The sequence below is a fragment of the Streptomyces sp. NPDC093984 genome (genome assembly GCF_044764595.1).
GTDB lineage: Bacteria > Actinomycetota > Actinomycetes > Streptomycetales > Streptomycetaceae > Streptomyces > Streptomyces cynarae.
The window spans coordinates 1,687,531-1,704,690 of record NZ_JBIWIM010000001.1; the positions used below are offsets into that span (position 1 = coordinate 1,687,531).

Annotated in this window: 17 protein-coding genes and 2 pseudogenes; 8 read left to right on the forward strand and 11 right to left on the reverse strand. The window is 70.2% G+C overall.

Annotated elements, in window-relative coordinates; genetic code table 11:
• Positions 1–5: 5 nt before the first annotated feature.
• The 3 genes and pseudogenes from miaB to ACIRC0_RS07565 all read right to left on the reverse strand — a co-directional run.
• Positions 6–1,535 carry a tRNA (N6-isopentenyl adenosine(37)-C2)-methylthiotransferase MiaB gene (miaB, locus tag ACIRC0_RS07555; RefSeq protein WP_403612511.1) on the reverse strand — a complete coding sequence of 510 codons (1,530 nt, stop codon included), beginning with the start codon at positions 1,533–1,535 and terminating at the stop codon, positions 6–8.
• 106 nt (positions 1,536–1,641) lie between these two features.
• Positions 1,642–1,923 (reverse strand): annotated as a pseudogene (locus ACIRC0_RS07560) (carbohydrate ABC transporter permease); the annotation flags it as partial.
• A 36-nt stretch (positions 1,924–1,959) separates the two neighbouring features.
• Positions 1,960–2,732: pseudogene (locus tag ACIRC0_RS07565) on the reverse strand (alpha/beta fold hydrolase); the annotation flags it as partial.
• Between the two features lie 85 nt (positions 2,733–2,817).
• Here ACIRC0_RS07565 and ACIRC0_RS07570 point away from each other — a divergent pair.
• Together ACIRC0_RS07570 and ACIRC0_RS07575 are read left to right on the forward strand one after the other, a co-directional pair.
• Positions 2,818–3,612, forward strand: a complete 795-nt coding sequence (locus ACIRC0_RS07570) for an SGNH/GDSL hydrolase family protein (protein ID WP_403612515.1) — start codon at positions 2,818–2,820, stop codon at positions 3,610–3,612.
• Between the two features lie 87 nt (positions 3,613–3,699).
• Complete coding sequence (locus ACIRC0_RS07575) at positions 3,700–3,930, forward strand: hypothetical protein (protein ID WP_200418558.1); 231 nt, start codon at positions 3,700–3,702, stop codon at positions 3,928–3,930.
• 12 nt (positions 3,931–3,942) lie between these two features.
• Here the strand turns inward: ACIRC0_RS07575 and tatA are convergent, their stop codons facing one another.
• From tatA to ACIRC0_RS07595, 4 genes are all read right to left on the reverse strand, one after another.
• Positions 3,943–4,200, reverse strand: a complete 258-nt coding sequence (tatA, locus tag ACIRC0_RS07580) for a Sec-independent protein translocase subunit TatA (RefSeq protein ID WP_403612518.1) — start codon at positions 4,198–4,200, stop codon at positions 3,943–3,945.
• Positions 4,201–4,356: 156 nt separating this feature from the next.
• On the reverse strand, positions 4,357–6,918 hold the full coding sequence (gene mgtA, locus ACIRC0_RS07585; protein ID WP_403612521.1) for a magnesium-translocating P-type ATPase: 2,562 nt from the start codon (positions 6,916–6,918) through the stop codon (positions 4,357–4,359).
• Positions 6,908–7,264 carry an ArsR/SmtB family transcription factor gene (locus ACIRC0_RS07590; RefSeq protein ID WP_403612523.1) on the reverse strand — a complete coding sequence of 119 codons (357 nt, stop codon included), beginning with the start codon at positions 7,262–7,264 and terminating at the stop codon, positions 6,908–6,910. The genes mgtA and ACIRC0_RS07590 overlap by 11 nt, the downstream gene beginning before the upstream one ends.
• Positions 7,265–7,369: 105 nt before the next feature.
• Positions 7,370–7,774 (reverse strand): MazG nucleotide pyrophosphohydrolase domain-containing protein, encoded by a 405-nt coding sequence (locus tag ACIRC0_RS07595; protein WP_403612525.1) that lies wholly within the window; start codon positions 7,772–7,774, stop codon positions 7,370–7,372.
• A 95-nt stretch (positions 7,775–7,869) separates the two neighbouring features.
• Between ACIRC0_RS07595 and ACIRC0_RS07600 the strand changes: the two genes are divergently transcribed.
• Positions 7,870–8,868, forward strand: a complete 999-nt coding sequence (locus ACIRC0_RS07600; RefSeq protein WP_403612527.1) for a TAXI family TRAP transporter solute-binding subunit — start codon at positions 7,870–7,872, stop codon at positions 8,866–8,868.
• Between the two features lie 121 nt (positions 8,869–8,989).
• Here ACIRC0_RS07600 and ACIRC0_RS07605 read toward each other — a convergent pair whose 3' ends face one another.
• Together ACIRC0_RS07605 and ACIRC0_RS07610 are read right to left on the reverse strand one after the other, a co-directional pair.
• Positions 8,990–10,411: an ATP-binding protein gene (locus tag ACIRC0_RS07605; protein ID WP_403612529.1), complete on the reverse strand. Its 1,422-nt coding sequence runs from the start codon at positions 10,409–10,411 to the stop codon at positions 8,990–8,992.
• A gap of 9 nt (positions 10,412–10,420) precedes the next feature.
• Complete coding sequence (locus ACIRC0_RS07610; RefSeq protein ID WP_403612531.1) at positions 10,421–11,107, reverse strand: response regulator transcription factor; 687 nt, start codon at positions 11,105–11,107, stop codon at positions 10,421–10,423.
• A gap of 344 nt (positions 11,108–11,451) precedes the next feature.
• Between ACIRC0_RS07610 and ACIRC0_RS07615 the strand changes: the two genes are divergently transcribed.
• From ACIRC0_RS07615 to ACIRC0_RS07630, 4 genes are all read left to right on the forward strand, one after another.
• Positions 11,452–12,228, forward strand: a complete 777-nt coding sequence (locus ACIRC0_RS07615) for an amino acid ABC transporter ATP-binding protein (RefSeq protein ID WP_403612533.1) — start codon at positions 11,452–11,454, stop codon at positions 12,226–12,228.
• A gap of 84 nt (positions 12,229–12,312) precedes the next feature.
• On the forward strand, positions 12,313–13,227 hold the full coding sequence (locus ACIRC0_RS07620; RefSeq protein WP_403612535.1) for a transporter substrate-binding domain-containing protein: 915 nt from the start codon (positions 12,313–12,315) through the stop codon (positions 13,225–13,227).
• A gap of 164 nt (positions 13,228–13,391) precedes the next feature.
• A complete protein-coding gene (locus tag ACIRC0_RS07625) occupies positions 13,392–14,039 on the forward strand; it encodes an amino acid ABC transporter permease (RefSeq protein WP_403612538.1) in 648 nt (215 codons plus the stop codon).
• Entirely contained in the window at positions 14,036–14,980 is a 945-nt protein-coding gene (locus tag ACIRC0_RS07630; RefSeq protein WP_403612540.1) for an amino acid ABC transporter permease, read from the forward strand. The genes ACIRC0_RS07625 and ACIRC0_RS07630 overlap by 4 nt, the downstream gene beginning before the upstream one ends.
• An 88-nt stretch (positions 14,981–15,068) precedes the next feature.
• On the opposite strand, the gene ACIRC0_RS07635 is transcribed toward ACIRC0_RS07630, so the two are convergent.
• Positions 15,069–15,506: a hypothetical protein gene (locus ACIRC0_RS07635; RefSeq protein WP_403612543.1), complete on the reverse strand. Its 438-nt coding sequence runs from the start codon at positions 15,504–15,506 to the stop codon at positions 15,069–15,071.
• 76 nt (positions 15,507–15,582) lie between these two features.
• On the reverse strand, positions 15,583–16,041 hold the full coding sequence (locus ACIRC0_RS07640) for a hypothetical protein (RefSeq protein ID WP_403612546.1): 459 nt from the start codon (positions 16,039–16,041) through the stop codon (positions 15,583–15,585).
• 324 nt (positions 16,042–16,365) lie between these two features.
• Between ACIRC0_RS07640 and ACIRC0_RS07645 the strand changes: the two genes are divergently transcribed.
• Positions 16,366–17,043 carry a LuxR C-terminal-related transcriptional regulator gene (locus tag ACIRC0_RS07645; protein ID WP_403612548.1) on the forward strand — a complete coding sequence of 226 codons (678 nt, stop codon included), beginning with the start codon at positions 16,366–16,368 and terminating at the stop codon, positions 17,041–17,043.
• Positions 17,044–17,160 lie beyond the last annotated feature (117 nt).

A 17,160-nucleotide genomic window follows, 5' to 3' on the forward strand; every position in this document is an offset into this window, starting at 1 on the left:
TGGCGTCAGTCGCAGCCGCAGGCGCCGGCGGTGGCCACCGGCAGCGGCGCGGGCACGCCGACCTTCGGCAGACCCAGCATCACGCCGGCCGGCTTGGCGGCCTCCGCCGCGTTCCGCTTGGCCCACGCGTCGCCCGCGCGCGTGCGGCGCACCTCGAGGACGGGCCCCTCGGCGAGGAGGTGGTGCGGGGCGGCGTAGGTCACCTCGACGGTCACCACGTCACCGGGGCGCACCTCCTGCTCCGGCTTGGTGAAGTGGACCAGGCGGTTGTCGGGGGCGCGGCCGGACAGCCGGTGGGTGGCTCCGTCCTTGCGCCCCTCGCCCTCGGCGACCATCAGCTCCAGGGTGCGGCCGACCTGCTTCTTGTTCTCCTCCCAGGAGATCTCCTCCTGGAGGGCGACGAGCCGCTCGTAGCGCGCCTGGACGACCTCCTTGGGGATCTGGTTCTCCATCTCGGCGGCCGGGGTGCCGGGCCGCTTGGAGTACTGGAAGGTGAACGCCTGCGCGAACCGCGCCTCGCGCACCACGTGCAGCGTCTGCTCGAAGTCCTCCTCGGTCTCCCCGGGGAAGCCGACGATGATGTCGGTGGTGATCGCGGCGTGCGGGATGGCGGCGCGCACCTTCTCGATGATCCCCAGGTAGCGCTCCTGGCGGTAGGACCGGCGCATCGCCTTGAGCACGGCGTCCGAGCCGGACTGCAGCGGCATGTGCAGCTGCGGCATCACGTTCGGCGTCTCGGCCATGGCCGCGATGACGTCGTCGGTGAAGTCGCGCGGGTGCGGGGAGGTGAAGCGGACGCGCTCCAGGCCGTCGATGGTCCCGCAGGCACGCAGCAGCTTGCTGAAGGCCTCGCGGTCGCCGATGTCGGAGCCGTAGGCGTTCACGTTCTGCCCGAGCAGCGTGATCTCGGAGACGCCCTCGGCGACCAGGGCCTCGACCTCGGCGAGGATGTCGCCGGGCCGGCGGTCCTTCTCCTTGCCGCGCAGCGCCGGGACGATGCAGAAGGTGCAGGTGTTGTTGCAGCCCACGGAGATCGACACCCAGGCCGCGTACGCGCTCTCGCGCCGTGTCGGCAGTGTCGACGGGAACGCCTCCAGCGACTCGGCGATCTCGACCTGCGCCTCCTGCTGCACGCGGGCGCGCTCCAGCAGGACGGGCAGCTTGCCGATGTTGTGCGTACCGAAGACGACGTCCACCCAGGGCGCCTTCTTCACGATGGTGTCGCGGTCCTTCTGCGCCAGGCAGCCGCCGACGGCGATCTGCATGCCGGGCCGGACGGCCTTCCTCGGCGCGAGGCGGCCGAGGTTGCCGTAGAGCCGGTTGTCGGCGTTCTCCCTCACCGCGCAGGTGTTGAAGACGACCACGTCCGCGTCGCCGTCCGCCCCCTCGGGCGCGCGCACGTACCCGGCCCCTTCGAGCAGCCCGGCCAATCGCTCGGAATCGTGGACGTTCATCTGGCACCCGTAGGTGCGGATCTCATAGCTCTTGGGTGCGTGAACGTCCACTGCGGGGCTCCGGTCGCTGCTGCTGGTCATGGAACAAGGGTAGGCGGTACTCGCAGAGCCCTGTCCCGAAGAGCCCTGTCCGGCCATGGGCCGGAGCGCACTGCTCCGACGGACCGGACGGAGACGGGACCGTCCCTCACTTGACGGCCCCGCTCGTGGCGCCCGCGGCGACGTGGCGCTGGGCGATGACGAGCAGCACGGCCGCCGGGGGGGATGCCAGGACCGCGGTGGCCATGACGGCGTTCCACTGGTTCGTGTGCGCGCCGATGTGCTCGTAGATACCGAGTGTGATCGGCCGCACGGTCTCCGTGGTGGTCAGCGTGAGGGCGAAGAGGAAGTCGCTCCAGGCGAAGAGGAAGGTGAAGAGCGCCGCGGTGATCAGCGCGTTGGTACTCAGCGGGAGCACCACGGAGCGGAAGTCCGCCTTCGTCACGGCGGCCCGGCTCCCGTCGGGTCACTTCGCCAGGAAGGCGAGGAGGGCCTGGTTGACCTCCTCGGCGTGGGTCCACAGCAGGCCGTGCGGAGCGCCCTCGATCTCGACGTAGTCGGTGGAGGGGAGCGCCTTGTGGAACGGCCGCGCGGTCCCCTCTACGGGCAGGATGCGGTCGCCCGTACCGTGCAGGATCAGGGCCGGCACATCGATGGCCGGGATGTCGGCCGGAAGCCGGTGTACCAGGTCGAGGGCGCGGCGGCCGCGGCGAAGAAACCGCCGCCCGCGGCGACGTTCCAGCTGTTGCGGACGGCCTCCTCGCTGATTCTGGTGCCGAGGTTCTCGTCGAGGTTGTAGAAGTCCTTGTAGAAGTCCGTGTAGTACGCGTAGCGGTCCGCCTTGACGGCCGCGACGACGCCGTCGAAGAACTCCTTCGGGGCGACCCCGTCCGGGTTGTCGTCCGTCTTGAGCAGGCAGGGCTCCAGCGACGCCAGGAAGGCGACCTTGGCGACCCGGGCGGAACCGTAGGTGGACACGTACCGGGCGACCTCACCGGTGCCCATCGAGAACCCGACGAGGACGGCGTCCCGCACGTCGAGGGTCTCCAGCACGGTGTTCAGGCCGGCCGCGAAGGTGTCGTAGTCGTAACCGGTCGTCGGCTGGCTGGACTCCCCGAAGCCACGGCGGTCGTAGGTGATCACGCGGTAGCCGGCGTCGAGCAGCACGGCACTCTGCCGCTCCCAGGAGTGGCCGTCGAGCGGGAATCCGTGGATGAGGACGACCGGCTGACCTATACCGGGAGAATTGTTGACATGAACACTTCCCATGAGTGGTTGCCCGCTGTACCACATGAGTGCCGGCTTTCCCGCTCTGGGAGGTTTCGTGAGACGCATCAAGTCGCTGTCAGCCCTTGCCACGCTGAGCCTCGCGATCATGTTCAGCCTGGTACTCACCGGTCCGGCACACGCCGCCGGACCCGCATACGTCGCGCTGGGAGACTCGTACTCGGCGGGCAACGGCGCGGGGAACTACGACAGTTCGAGCGCCGACTGCCACCGCAGCTTCAGCGCCTACCCGTACCTGTGGAAGAACGCCCACGCGCCGTCCTCGTTCGCCGACACCTCCTGCTCGGGCGCGGCCACCACGGATGTGACCGGCAGTCAGTTAGGCCCGCTGAACTCCGGCACCGGGCTCGTCTCGCTCACCGTGGGCGGCAATGACGCGGGCTTCTCGGACGTCATGACCACCTGTGTGACCGGCTCGGACTCCGACTGCGTCAACCGCGTCGACCAGGCCGAGAGCTACGCCCGGAACACGCTGCCCGCCCGCCTGGACGCCACCTACGACGCGATCCGCGCCAAGGCGCCCAACGCCAAGGTGGTCGTGCTGGGTTACCCGCACATGTACACCCTCGACGTCTTCTGCGTCGGCCTCAGCGACACCAAGCACCGCAAGATCGACGAGGCCGCGGACGTCCTGGACAGCGTCATCGCCGGCCGGGCCGCCGCCCACGGCTTCGTCTTCGGCGATGTGCGCACCACCTTCAAGGGCCATGAGCTGTGCTCCGGCGACGGCTGGCTGCACTCCCTGGTGGCCTCGCCGAGCTGGGAGTCGTACCACCCCACCGCCACCGGGCACGCGAACGGCTACTACCCCGTCCTCAACGCCAACAGCTGACCGCAGGCGAGCCGCCGAAGCGCCCGGCGCCGGGCCAGTGGCGCACCTCACAACACTTCAGCGGTTGCGCAACTCTAAAGTTCAGACATGGATCTTCATGTCGCGACGAAGTGGGAGACGGCGGTGCTCGCCGGAGGGCCGGCCGACGGCCTGCGCATGCAGGTCGCGGGCCGGCCCTCGGTGCTGCAGGTGACGTACCCGTGCCGGGTGGAGTCCCCGGCGGACGGCGTACGCGTGGAGGCGCTGTACGTCTACCGGCGCCAGCTGGGCGTGAACAGCGAGCCGCTGGCCTACGGCTACGACAGCGCCAGCCCCTGACGGCGCGCGGCCTCAGCCGGCGGCGGCCGGCGGCCGCTCCGTGGCCGTCTCCGCGGCGGTCCGGACGGCCGTCGGCTCCACCGGAGTGGGCGCGGAGGCGGCGGGCGCGGAGGCGTTCTCGTCCTTCATCGCCTTGGCCTCGCTCTTGAGGATGCGCATCGACTTGCCCAGCGCCCGGGCGGTGTCCGGGAGCTTCTTCGACCCGAACAGCACGATGACGACGATCGCCACGATCAGCAGGTGCCAGGGTTCCAGTCCGTTACGGAGCATGACGCGCCCGCCCTTCCTCGCGTCGGCCGAGGACGCCACTCGCCGCTCGCCCGTGCCATGTTGGTTGCTACGTTGCGCAACTGTACAACCCGCGGTCGGCGGCGAAACCGAGCCGAAGACGAATCGAGCGGAAACTGACGGAACCCGGCCGGCCGGTCAGCGCTGCGCGCCGGACCGTCGTTCGTAGCGCGCTTTGACCGCCCACAAGGCGAGCGCGTACAGGGCGAGGACGGCGGCGAGCAGCAGGTAGTACGCCACCGGCAGCGCGGTCAGGCCGAGCAGCGAGCCCAGCGGGGACAGCGGAAGCAGGAGCCCCACGGCGGCCAGAACGCCCGCGGCCCGTCCGAGCGGGCCCGGCGCGCGTCCCTCCGCGAGGCGCCGGCCGGACCTCAGCAGCAGCATCACCAGCGCCTGGGTGAGCAGGTTCTCCGTGAACCACGCCGAGTGGAACACCGCGTCGTCGTCGAGCGCGTCCGGCCCGTGCAGCGCGAGCGCCAGGACGGCGAAGGTGGCGAGGTCGGCGACCGCGTTGAGCAGTCCGAAGCCGGTGATGAAGCGCAGGAAGTCACGCGGTCGCAGCACCGTGGGCCGGGCGAGGGCCAAAGCCGCGGGGCGGTCGTAGGCGAAGGCGAGCTGAGCCGCGTCGAAGCACAGGTTCTGGGCGAGGACCTGGGCCGGGAGCATCGGCAGGAAGGGCAGCAGCAGGCCCGCGGCGAGCATCGCGACGACGTTGCCGAGGTTCGAGGAGAGCGTGACGCGCAGATACGAGGCGATGTTGCCGCTGGCGTGACGGCCGGCGGCGACGGCGTGGTCGATCGCGGTGAGGTCCTTGTAGGCGAGGACGACGTCCGCGCTCTCGCGGGCCACGTCGACGGCGTCGCGCGGGGCGACGCCCACGTCGGCGGCGTGCAGCGCGGGCACGTCGTTGACGCCGTCGCCGAGGAAGCCGACGGTGTGCCCGGCCGCGCGCAGGTCGGTGACGATCCGGGCCTTGTCCTCGGGGGTGCAGCGGGCGACGACGGTCGCGGCGGCGTCGTCCGGGGCACCCGCGACCCGCACCCGGCCGGGGTCGAGGCCGAGGTCACGGCAGACGCGGACCGCGGTGCCGGGGTGATCGCCGGTGAGGATCCGCACGGTGACGCCGCGGGCGGCGAGGTCCCGCAGGGCGCGGGCGGCGGTCGGGGCGAGGGCGTCGCGGAAGGTGACGAAGCCGCGGAAGGTCAGGCCGCGTTCGTCGGCGGGGGTGTAGGGGCGGGTGCGGGCGGGACGGTCGGCGGTGGCGACCGCGAGCACCCTCAGGCCGTCGCCGGCCTCGCGCGCGGCCCGTGCCAGCAGGCGCTCACGCTCGGCGGGCTCCAGCGCGCAGCGCTCCAGTACGTCCTCGGCGGCGCCCTTGACGACGAGGACGTGCCTGCCGAGACCGCCGCGGACCACGGCGGTGGCGCGCCGGCGGACCGGGTCGAACGGCAGCGCGGCCAGGCCCTCGCAGTCCTCCCAGGCACCGTCGGCCGCGTCCAGGATCGCCTCGTCCAGGGCGTCCGGGGCGGGCAGGTCGGCGAGCTGGAGGGTCCACCAGGCGCTGACGGCCGCCCAGCGCAGCACCTCGGGCGCGTCCTTGCCGTCGCCGTCCAGGGCGCGTTCGACGACCGGCCGGTCCTGGGTGAGGGTGCCGGTCTTGTCCAGGCACAGCACGTCGACGGCGCCGAGGTCGTGCAGTGCCGGCAGGCGTTTGACGATCACTCCCTGGCTGCGGGCGAGCAGGGAGGCGCCGCGGGCCAGGCAGGTGGTGACGATGACCGGCAGCATCTCGGGGGTGAGGCCGACGGCGACCGCGACGGCGAAGGGCAGCGTCTGCAGGCCCCGGCCGCGCAGCGCCGCGCCCGCCATGAGGACCAGCGGCGGGGTGAGCAGCATGAACCGGATCAGCACCCAGGAGATGCCGTGCACGGACCGGTCGAAGGCGCTCGGCCCGCGCGCGGCGGGCGTGCCGTGGGCCCGCGCGAACCGGGTCCGGGCGCCCGTGTGGAGGACGAGCGCGGTGCCGCTGCCGGAGGCCACGCTGCTGCCCTGGAAGCAGAGGTGGGGCTGGGCGAAGGGTCCGCCGCCGAAGGCGGCGGGGACGTCGGGCGCGCTCTTGGCGACCGGCGCCGACTCGCCGGTGAGCGCCCCCTGGTGCACGGTCAGGCCGCCGGCGCGCAGCAGCCGTACGTCGGCGGGTACGAGGTCGCCGGGCCCGAGCCGGATCACGTCGCCCGGCACCAGTTCGGCGGCCGGTATCTCGCGCTCGCGTGGCGGACGGTCCGCCTCCGGTCGGCGCACCACGGTCGCGGTGGTGGCGACCAGGTCGCGCAGCGCGGCCATGGAGCGGTCGGCCCGGTGCTCGCCGGTGGCGCGCAGGACGCAGCTGACCACGACGAGGGAGAGGATCACACAGGCGGTGCCCCAGGCGGTGACGGTCGCCGAGACCAGGCCGAGGCAGAGCAGCACACTTGTGAACGGGTCGCGCAGCCCGCGGACGAAGCGCCGGGCCCAGGAGGCCGTACGGGCCTCGGGGAGCACGTTCTCCCCGGCCTCACCGAGCCGGGCCTCCGCCTCCGCCTCGGTGAGCCCGCGCAGACTGCTCTCCAGGCGGCGCAGCTCCTGCAGGGACGTGGGGCCGCCGGCGCCGGGGTCCGGGCCGGGCGGGGGTGCCGGTTCCGCGGCGGTCTCAGAGGCCACGGAGCCGGGGGGCCGGGACGTCGGCCGGGACCGCACGGTCGGTCAGCCGGCCGACCAGGAGGCGCACCACGGTCACGACGTCCGCGTCGTCGACGAAGTACACCTGGCGGCGGCCCTCACGGCGGGAGCCGACGAGTCCGGCGAGCTTGAGCTTCGTCAGGTGCTGGCTCACGGCGGGCAGCGCGCCGCCGACCCGCTCGGCGAGCCCGGTGACATCGCTCTCGCCCTGCGCGAGCGCCCACACGATGTGCAGCCGCGCGGGCGAGGCCAACAGCCCGAAGGCGGCGGCCGCCTGGGACAGCACCTCGGCGGGCGGATCCTCGAAACCACCGCCGACTGGCGTCACTGGGCCTCCTGTTCACACCGGGGTCGTCTCGTCCTTGCAAGGGGTCAGTTTAGGCGGGCCCGCCGGGCCACGGTCGCCGAGCCGGACGCCGGGGCGGTGCTGTCCCTACCGCTCCGCGGGCGACCAGCCCTGGCGGCGCAGCACCGCAGAGACGTCAGGAGCGCGGTAGTGGTCGCCCTTGAGGACCTTGCCGTCGGCCCGGCGCGACACCGTGCCGTCCGGGCCGATCTTCGTCATGTTGGCGCGGTGGATCTCGGCGATGACGGCGTCGAGGTCGATGCCGTGCACCAGGGCCGTCCCGTACGCCACGTACACGAGGTCGGCCAGCTCGTGCGCCAGCCGATCGAGCGGGCCGGTGACGGACACCTCGGCGACCTCCGCGGCCTCCTCGGCGAGCAGCTCACCCCGGTGCGCGGCCAGTTCCGGGGAGACCTCCGTCGGCTCGGAACGCACGTCGAGACCGAAGGCGAGGTGGAACTCACGGACGAGGGAGGCGGGGGAAGGACGCATCCGCCGACCCTACCGTTCGCCGGCACCCGTCCTCCTCCCTCCCCTTGTCGGTCCCGGCCTGGTCAGGGGGACCGCGGCCTGGCAGGATCGCGCGCATGCTTCAGGCACTCCCCCGTATCGGCAGACGCCGCGCGCTGCTGGGCTCGGCGGCCGCGTGCGCGGTCCTCGGGCTGCTGCTGTGGTGGCTGCTGCCGATCGGCGAGGAGTCCCCGAGCGGCACGGTCACCTTCAGTACGGGCACCCCGAGCGGCGTCTACGAGAAGTACGGCACCCTGCTGCGGCAGACGATCGCCCGGGACATGCCGCAGCTGGACGTACGGCTGCAGAACAGCGACGGGTCGCAGGAGAACGTGCGCCGGGTGGCCACCGGGAAGGTGGACTTCACGATCGCGGCGGCCGACGCGGTGGAGACGTACCGGCTTCAGAGCGGGCCCGGCGCCGGCCGGCTGCGCGGCTGCGCCCGGCTGTACGACGACTATGTGCACCTGGTGGTGCCGCAGTCGTCCGCCATACGGTCGGTGGCGGACCTGAAGGGCCGCGCGGTCGCCGTCGGGCCGAGTGGCTCCGGGGTGCGGCTGATCGCGGAGCATGTGCTGAAGGCGGCCGGGCTGGACCCCGAGAAAGACATCACGCCGCTGTCCGACGGCATCGGGACGATGCCCGGGCTGCTGAGGCAGCACCGGATCGACGCGTTCTTCTGGTCGGGCGGGCTGCCCACCGGCGCGATCACGGATCTGTCGCAGCACTTCCCGGTCCGCCTGGTGCCGATCGGCGCCGACCTGGTGGCGAAGCTGCACGCGCAGGGCGGCGCGTCCCACTACTACCGGGCCGCGGTGATGCCGGCCGACGCCTATCCAGAGGCGCAGCAGGGCGTCTCCGTGCAGACCGTGGCCGTCGCCAACCTCCTCGTGACACGTCAGGACATGAACGCCGACCTGACCGACGAGCTGACCCGCGTGGTCATCGACAGCCGCGACCGGATCGGCGCACAGGTGCACGCGGCACAGCTGGTGGATCTGCGCACGGCGATCTACACGGACCCGCTGGAACTGCACGACGGCGCGCGGCGGTACTACCGGTCGGTGAAGCCGTAGTTCCCGCCACCTGGTGGCCTACTCCCCTGGAGGCTCGGCTCCCGACCCCCGATCGGCCTGGACGGCCCCAGCCTCGAACGCCGGACAGGCCGATGGCGCCCTGCCCCGGCCGCGAAGTCCCTCAGACCCCGGCGCGCCCCGCCCCCGCCGCCGTCCGGGGAAGCGACACCGTCACCCTGAGGCCGTGCGGCTCGTGATGCGCGTACGAGATCGAGCCCCCGCCCGCCGCCAGCAGCGTCTGGGTGATCGACAGGCCGAGGCCCGAGCCCTTGACGTTCTGGTGGGCGGCGCTGCGCCAGAAGCGGTCGCCGACGCGGGAGAGTTCCTCGTCGCTGAGGCCCGGGCCGCCGTCGGTGACCACCACCGTGGCGGTGTCACCGGCGGCCGCGACCTCCACTTCCACGCCCTGGCCCGCGGGAGTGAACTTCACCGCGTTGTCGATGACCGCGTCCAGCGCGCTGGACAGGGTCACGGGGTCCGCCCAGGCCGTGGTGGCCGGGCAGGTTCCGGTCAGCCGTACGCCCTTGGCCTCGGCGGCCGGCCCCCAGGCCGCGACCCGCTCGGCGGTCAGCGCGCCGATGTCGGTGAGCCGCAGTTCCGCCTCCGCGTGCTCGGCGAGCGCCAGGTCGAGCAGGTCGTCCAGGACCTGCGCGAGGCGCTTGCCCTCGGTCCGCACCGAGGCGATCTCCTCGTTGCCCTCCGGCAGTTCCAGCGCGAGCAGTTCGATGCGCAGCAGCAGCGCGGCCAGCGGATTGCGCAACTGGTGGGAGGCGTCGGCGACGAAGGCGCGCTGCTGCTCCAGGACCTGCTCGACGTTGTCCGCCATCTCGTTGAACGACCGGGCGAGCCGCCTCAGTTCCGGCGGCCCGCCCGCCGCCGCGACCCGGGACTTCAGGCGTCCGGTCGCTATGTCGTGGGTCGTCGCGTCCAGGACCCGTACCGGCCTGAGCACCCACCCGGTCAGCCGCAGCGCCGCGCCGACGGCGAGCAACATCGCGGCGACCTCCCCGGCGCCGATGAACAGCCAGCCGTGCAGGATCCTCGACCGCATCTGCCCGGTGGGCGAGTCGGTGACGACGACCGCGACGACGTCACCGTCGCGGATGACCGGCGAGGCGACCACGAGCCGGCTGCGCTGCCAGGGCCAGACCTGCTCGGGATCGTGGCTGCGCCGCCCGAGCAGCGCCTCGTTGAAGGCGTCGCGGCCCTCGCCCTTCTGCGGCAGGAACCAGTCCCCCGGCGCGTTGGCCATGGGCGTGTCGTCGCGGTAGAAGACGCCGGCCCGGATGCCGTACACGCTGTAGTACATGCGGAGCTCACCCGCCAGGGTCTCGCCGCGCTCGTCCGTGACGTCGGCCCGGGAGCCGGTGGGCCGGTCGGTGACGAACTGGGCGAGGGCGGCGAAGCGCGCCGTGTCGTCGATGCGGTCGACGACGACCCGCTGCTGCTGTGCGGCCGCGAGGCTCACCGCGAGCGGCACACCGAGCGCGAGCAGCACGGCCGCCATCAGGACGATGAGCAGCGGAAGGAGACGTGTGCGCACCCGTACCCGCTACGCGGCCGGGGCGACGAGCCGGTACCCGACGCCGCGCACGGTCTCGATCAGCGCGGGCATGCGCAGCTTGGAGCGCAGGGAGGCGACGTGTACCTCCAGGGTGCGCCCGGTCCCCTCCCAACTGGTCTGCCACACCTCGCTGATGATCTGCTCACGGCGGAACACCACACCGGGGCGCTGGGCCAGCAGGGCGAGCAGGTCGAACTCCTTGCGGGTCAGCTGGACGACGGAGCCGTCCACGCTGACGCGGCGGGTGGGGAACTCGATGTGCACGGGGCCGAGGCGCAGCGCGGTCTCGGTGGCGCCGGTGTCGTCCAGGTGCGGGGTGCGGCGGCTGACCGCGTGGATGCGCGCGAGCAGTTCCCCGGTGTCGTACGGCTTGACCACGTAGTCGTCGGCGCCGAGGTTCAGGCCGTGGATCCGGGACCGTACGTCCGAGCGCGCGGTGACCATGATCACCGGGGTGCCGGTGCGCTTGCGTATCTTGGCGCAGACCTCGTAGCCGTCCTGGTCGGGCAGGCCCAGGTCGAGGAGGACGACGCCGAAGCCGGCGCCCTCGGGGACCAGCGCCTGGAGCGCCTCCTCGCCGCTGCGGGCGTGGGTGACCTCGTAGCCGTGCCGGGCCAGGACCGCGGACAGGGCGGCCGCGACGTGGTTGTCGTCCTCGACGAGAAGCAGTCTCATGCCGGCCCCCTCCGGTTTTGTCGGCCCTACGGTCTCTGTGCGCTCTCGACGTGCGCAAGGGCGTCGCCCCCGCGCCGCACCGGAAAGACGTCACCCACCCGAACGCGTGGGCACGCGCGCGTGCACCAAGGAAGTCACGCCGATGAACGAGGACGCCGTCAAGAGGCTTCGGGGCGCGGGCGGCATCCGTTACCCAGCCGGTACGCGGTCCGCCGGATTCGCTACGAGCCGTGTCCGGCCGCTACCGGATTGTGATGCTCAGATCTCCCTCAGATGTAATGACGCAGGTCGTGCGGCCTCACTACTGTCCTCCGAAACCGAGTGAGGACGGAGCCAGTGAGCACATGACCGAAGTATCGGTGGCCAAGGACTCGGTGGCCGCGACCGACGAACTGGTCGTCCTGAGGAGCGTCAACAAGCACTTCGGCGCGTTGCACGTGCTCCAGGACATCGACCTGACCATCGCGCGTGGTGAAGTCGTCGTGGTCATCGGCCCCTCCGGGTCCGGCAAGTCCACCCTGTGCCGCACCATCAACCGTCTGGAGACCATCGACGCGGGCGAGATCCTGATCGACGGCAGGCCGCTGCCCCAGGAGGGCAAGGAGCTGGCCCGGCTGCGCGCCGACGTCGGCATGGTCTTCCAGTCCTTCAACCTCTTCGCGCACAAGACGGTGCTCGAGAACGTGATGCTGGGCCAGATCAAGGTCCGCAGGACCGACAAGAAGAAGGCCGAGGAGAAGGCGCGCGCGCTGCTCGACCGGGTGGGCGTCGGCACCCAGGCGGACAAGTACCCCGCCCAGCTCTCCGGCGGCCAGCAGCAGCGTGTCGCGATCGCCCGCGCGCTGGCGATGGACCCCAAGATCATCCTCTTCGACGAGCCGACCTCGGCCCTGGACCCCGAGATGATCAACGAGGTCCTGGAGGTCATGCAGCAGCTCGCCCGGGACGGCATGACCATGGTCGTGGTCACCCATGAGATGGGCTTCGCCCGTTCGGCCGCCAATCGGGTGGTCTTCATGGCCGACGGGCGCATCGTGGAAGAGGCCCGGCCGGACCAGTTCTTCAGCAATCCGCGCAGCGACCGGGCGAAGGACTTCCTGTCCAAGATCCTGCACCACTGACGCCCGTACACATGCCTCTGCGGACCGTGCAGACACGCGTCCGACTTCCCACGGCCGGTACCGAAGACACGAAGGATTCTCACCATGAAGCTCCGCAACTCCGCCATCACGGCAGCTCTCGCCGTCCTCGCGCTGACCGTTTCGGCCTGCGGCGGCGAGTCCGGCAACGCCGGTGACCAGCCCGGCGGGACCGGCGCCACCAACCAGCCCAAGCTGCCCACGTACGCCGTCGCGCAGAACGTGAAGATCGACTCCGCCACCCTGAAGAGGGCCCAGCAGGCGGGCAAGCTGGTGATCGGCGCCAAGAACGACCAGCCGTACCTGGGCTTCGAGGACACGGACGGCAAGCGCTCGGGCTTCGACATCGAGATCGCCAAGATGGTCGCCGCCGACCTCGGCTTCAAGCCGTCGCAGATCGAGTTCAAGACCGTCGACTCCAACGTCCGCGAGACCACCATCTCCAAGGGTGAGGTCGACCTCTACGTGGGCACCTACACCATCAACGACAAGCGCAAGCAGCAGGTCGGCTTCGCGGGCCCGTACTTCATGGCGGGAGCGGACCTCCTCGTCCGCAAGGACGAGAAGGACATCACCGGGCCGGACTCGCTCAAGGGCAAGACCGTCTGCTCCATCAAGGGCTCGACTCCGCTGCAGGAGATCAAGAAGCCCCAGTACGGCGCCAAGACGGTGGAACTGTCGAAGTACTCGGAGTGCGTCCAGCAGCTGCTCAACAACGAAGTCGACGCGGTGACCACCGACGACGCGATCCTCAAGGGCTACGCCGCCCAGCGCCCGACCAAGCTGAAGGTCATCGGCAAGCCGTTCACCAAGGAGCCGTACGGCGTCGGCATGAACAAGGACGACAAGGCGCTGCGCGACGCGGTCAACGACGCGCTCGAGAAGCACGAGAAGAACGGCGACTACAAGAAGGCCTACGAGGCGACGCTCGGTCTGTCGGGCTCCTCGTACACGGAGCCTCCGGCCGTCGAGCGCTACTGACCACCGACGAGACGCCGCGACTCAAGGTGCCGACGCAGCCCACCGCCGCAGATCGGCACCGTTCGCGTCCGCGGTGACGAACCGTCCGTCCCAGGCACCTTCGGGCCGATGTGCCCGGGATCGGACTCCCCCCGCCCTTACGCCGCCCACGAGGACCTCACCCCGTGAACGTATTGCTCGACCATCTCGCGGAATTCCGCGAGGGGTTCATCGGCACAGTCCTGCTGACCCTGGCCAGCGGACTCCTCGCGATGGTGCTCGGTGTCATCATCGCCGGGTTCCGTGTCTCCCCGGTGCCTCCGCTGCGGATGTTCGGCACCGTCTGGGTCACCCTCTTCCGCAACACCCCACTGACCCTGCTGTTCCTCATCGCATGGTTCGTCGTGCCGGTGATCTTCGTACCGGGTCTGAGCCCGTGGATGAAGGCCCTTCTGGCGCTGGGCTTCTACACCTCGGCCTTCGTCTGCGAAGCCGTGCGGTCAGGCATCAACACTGTGCCCCTGGGGCAGGCGGAGGCCGCCCGCTCCCTGGGTATGACCTTCTCGCAGACGCTGCGTCTGATCGTCCTGCCCCAGGCCACGCGCACCGTCGTCCCACCGCTGAGCTCGATCTTCATCGCGCTGACCAAGAACTCGGCGATCGCGGGCGCCTTCAGCGTCACCGAACTGTTCGGTGTGCAGAAGCTGCTGAGTGACCAGGGCTTCGCCATCGCCTGGATCTTCCTGTGGGTGGCCCTGGGCTACCTCGTCATCACGTTCTCCATCAGCGGTCTCTTCCGGCTGCTGGAGCGGCGCCTGGGGGTCGCACGATGAGTTCGAGCGTTCTGTACGACGCACCCGGCCCCAGGGCCCGTCTGCGCAACCGACTCTTCACGGTGATCGGCTGCCTGGCCGTGGTCGGCCTGGTCGCCTTCGTCGGGTACCGCATGGACGCCAAGGGCCAGTTGGACCCGAAGGTGTGGGACATCTTCAACAACGCGGGGGTGCGGACCAACATCCGCGACGGCGTGTTGACCACCTTGAAGGTGTTCGCCGTGGCCGGCGCGCTCTCCCTGGTGCTGGGCCTGCTGCTCGCCGTGGCGCGGTTGTCCGAGCACAGGCCCGTCCGCTGGTTCGCCACGGGGTTCGTGGAGCTGTTCCGCGCGGTACCGCTGCTGATCACGATCTATGCCCTGTGGGTGCTTTTTCTCACCTACAAGAACGATCTCGGCGCCGTCGGGGACAACACCGCGTTCTGGGGCCTCGTCATCGGCCTGACCGTCTACAACGGTTGCGTACAGGCCGAAGTGTTCCGCGCGGGCATCAACGCCGTGCCGCGCGGACAGGTCGAAGCGGCGTACGCACTCGGACTGCGCAAGTACCAGGTGATGACGACCCTCTTGCTGCCTCAGGCGGTGCGGTCCATGCTGCCGACCATGATCAGCCAGCTGGTCGTCACCCTGAAGGACACCTCGCTCGGCTACATCATCACCTACACGGAGCTCCTCTTCGCCACCCGGACGATGGCCAACAACATCATCGTCAACGGTGAGAACCCGTTCACGGCGGTCACCATCGTCGTCGGCGCGATCTACATCGCGATGTGCCTCGCGCTCTCCTCGCTCGCCACCTGGATAGAGCGGCGCGGTCGCCGTGCGAAGACCGGTGTCACGGTTGCTGCGGCGGCCGAGCCGGCCGAAACCCCCGGAGTGCTCGACGGCACGGGAGGGGTCCTCGGCCCCGTCGACGGCGATGGGGATCGCACGGTGAAGTAGTCGGCGAGCCGGCTCTTGTCGGCACGACCGGGCGCGGTGTCCTGCCTGTCGCGGCGGGGACGGGCAGGACACCGTCGGCGCCCTCGGATCAGTGCACGGGCTTGATGGTGACGCTCGCCGTCATGTCCATGGGATCCTGATGGACGGTCAGCGTGACGTTGGCATTCATGTCCCCCATGGGCGTCAGCAGGACGGACTTGTTGCAGCCCTTGGCCGACGATTCGACGGTGTCGTAGGTACCACCCCACCTCACGGCAGCACGTGCCCGCCAGTTGGCACATGCGTTGTACGTGATGCGGATCGAGTGCTTGCGCAGGTTGGGCAGCGAGGTGCTGCGGTACTGCTTGTCGACCCACTTGTACGAGTGGGGGAGCCCGCCGATGTTGATGGTGCCCGAGCGCTGGCCGAGGTAGATCTCGGAGGGACCGTCCGCGGACGCCGACGGCGCCCCCAGGGCGGTCGCCAGGACTGCCGTGCCGAGAAGCATGGCTGCGCGACGCCTCACCTTGGTCTCTTCACCGTGCATGATTAACCTCCTTCAGAAGCCTCTCGCATGGAGGATCCACGCTTGAGGAAGATTTGAGCTTTGCGAAGGAATCGCCTTACGCCGGGTATTCGCCCCAGTTCCAGCGCCAGGTGTCCTTGAACGGCACCCGCCCGGCGTGCTTGTAGACGATGGTCGCCTCGGCATAGAAGGTCTTGCACTCGCTCTTCGGCGGCAACGCCTTTACGAGGGTCGAAGCCGGCGCCTTCTTGTCCGCAATGTTGTCGCGGTAGACAACCTTGGGACGGGGCTTGAAGCAGTGGATCTGCCCGGCGAGGCTGGCGACCTCCCGACCCCTGGGGCAGCCCCGGTCCGTCTCGAACCACGCCTTGAGGTAGGTGCCGAACTGGTCCGAGTCGTACCACACCTTGAGGATCGGGTTTCCGCAGTGGACGGCCGCCGCCGATGCGGCGGCGGGAGTCGCTGCGGCCGGCGCGGTCGCCGCACCCATCGTCAGCAGACAGGCGGCCGCGGTCGCACCCCACGCCGCACCCCGGCGTGTCCAATTACCGTCCATATCACTCTTCCTCTCATTCAGGGACCTGTAAGGCATTACCATCATGAGCTCCCGACGAAGAGAAAAAGACCCCCCACACAGGGGGTACGGGACAAGCACCCCCGAAAAGGGGGTTGACATTCACCGAGCGACATCAACCGAGCGCGCCGAAAAAGAAGTTATTTGCCCTAGCAACTTATTTAATGCTGAGCAATCCGAAAGGGCTTGACGTGCACGCGCAATAATCAGAGGATCGCATGGCTGGCGCTCGTCGTGACCGGACGAGAGCCGGGCCACACATGCCGTTGCGTACGCACAGCACCACACGGGGACCGCATGCTACGGGTGGGAATCATCGATGACAGATCGCTATGCCGCGCAGGCCTGCGCGGCATGCTGCAAGCCCTGCCTCCTGACTCGCACCGGAAGCTGCGGACCAGCGTCGTGGCCGAAGGGAAGCGAACGCAGGCGGCCGCCTTGGTGACGAACACCCGCCCGGACCTCCTCATCAGCGGTGACGCCTGCGGCAAGGACTCTCTCCCGCTCGTGGAGACCGTCGCCCGCCTCCCGGCGTCACCTGCCGTCCTGGTCATCGCGGAGCGCATCACACAAAGGGATGCCAGCACCCTCCTCGTCAACGGGGCGGCCGGCGTTCTGCTCCATCGCTCTGCGCCTCAACACCTGACCTGGGCCCTCGCCGCCGTCACCGAGGGAAGCCGCGCCCTTTCCCCCGAAATCGCCGACGCGATCATCCACGGCCACCCCGCCTCGGCCCGCCCTGCTAACGGGGCACAGGAACGCGTCGCCGGCCTGAGCACGCGTGAGCGCGAAGTTCTGGCCCTCCTCGGCGACGGCCTTCCCAACCGTGCCATCGCCCAGGCTCTTCACATCAGTCCGGAGACGGTCAAGGACCATGTCCGTACCCTGTGCATCAAACTTCGCGCGGACAACCGGATCCAGGCCGCCCGTATCGCCTGGCAGGCCGACGTCACCACCGTGCCTGTATGGGACGTCACTGGCTGAGGCGCACTCAGCCATGCCACAACGGCCGTCACTTGACGCAAGCACCTGCAATAGGTTGCATACATTCTGTGATCGTGCGCCCTGCTCCATACTCGTGTTCACATGAGGCCGTCAGAA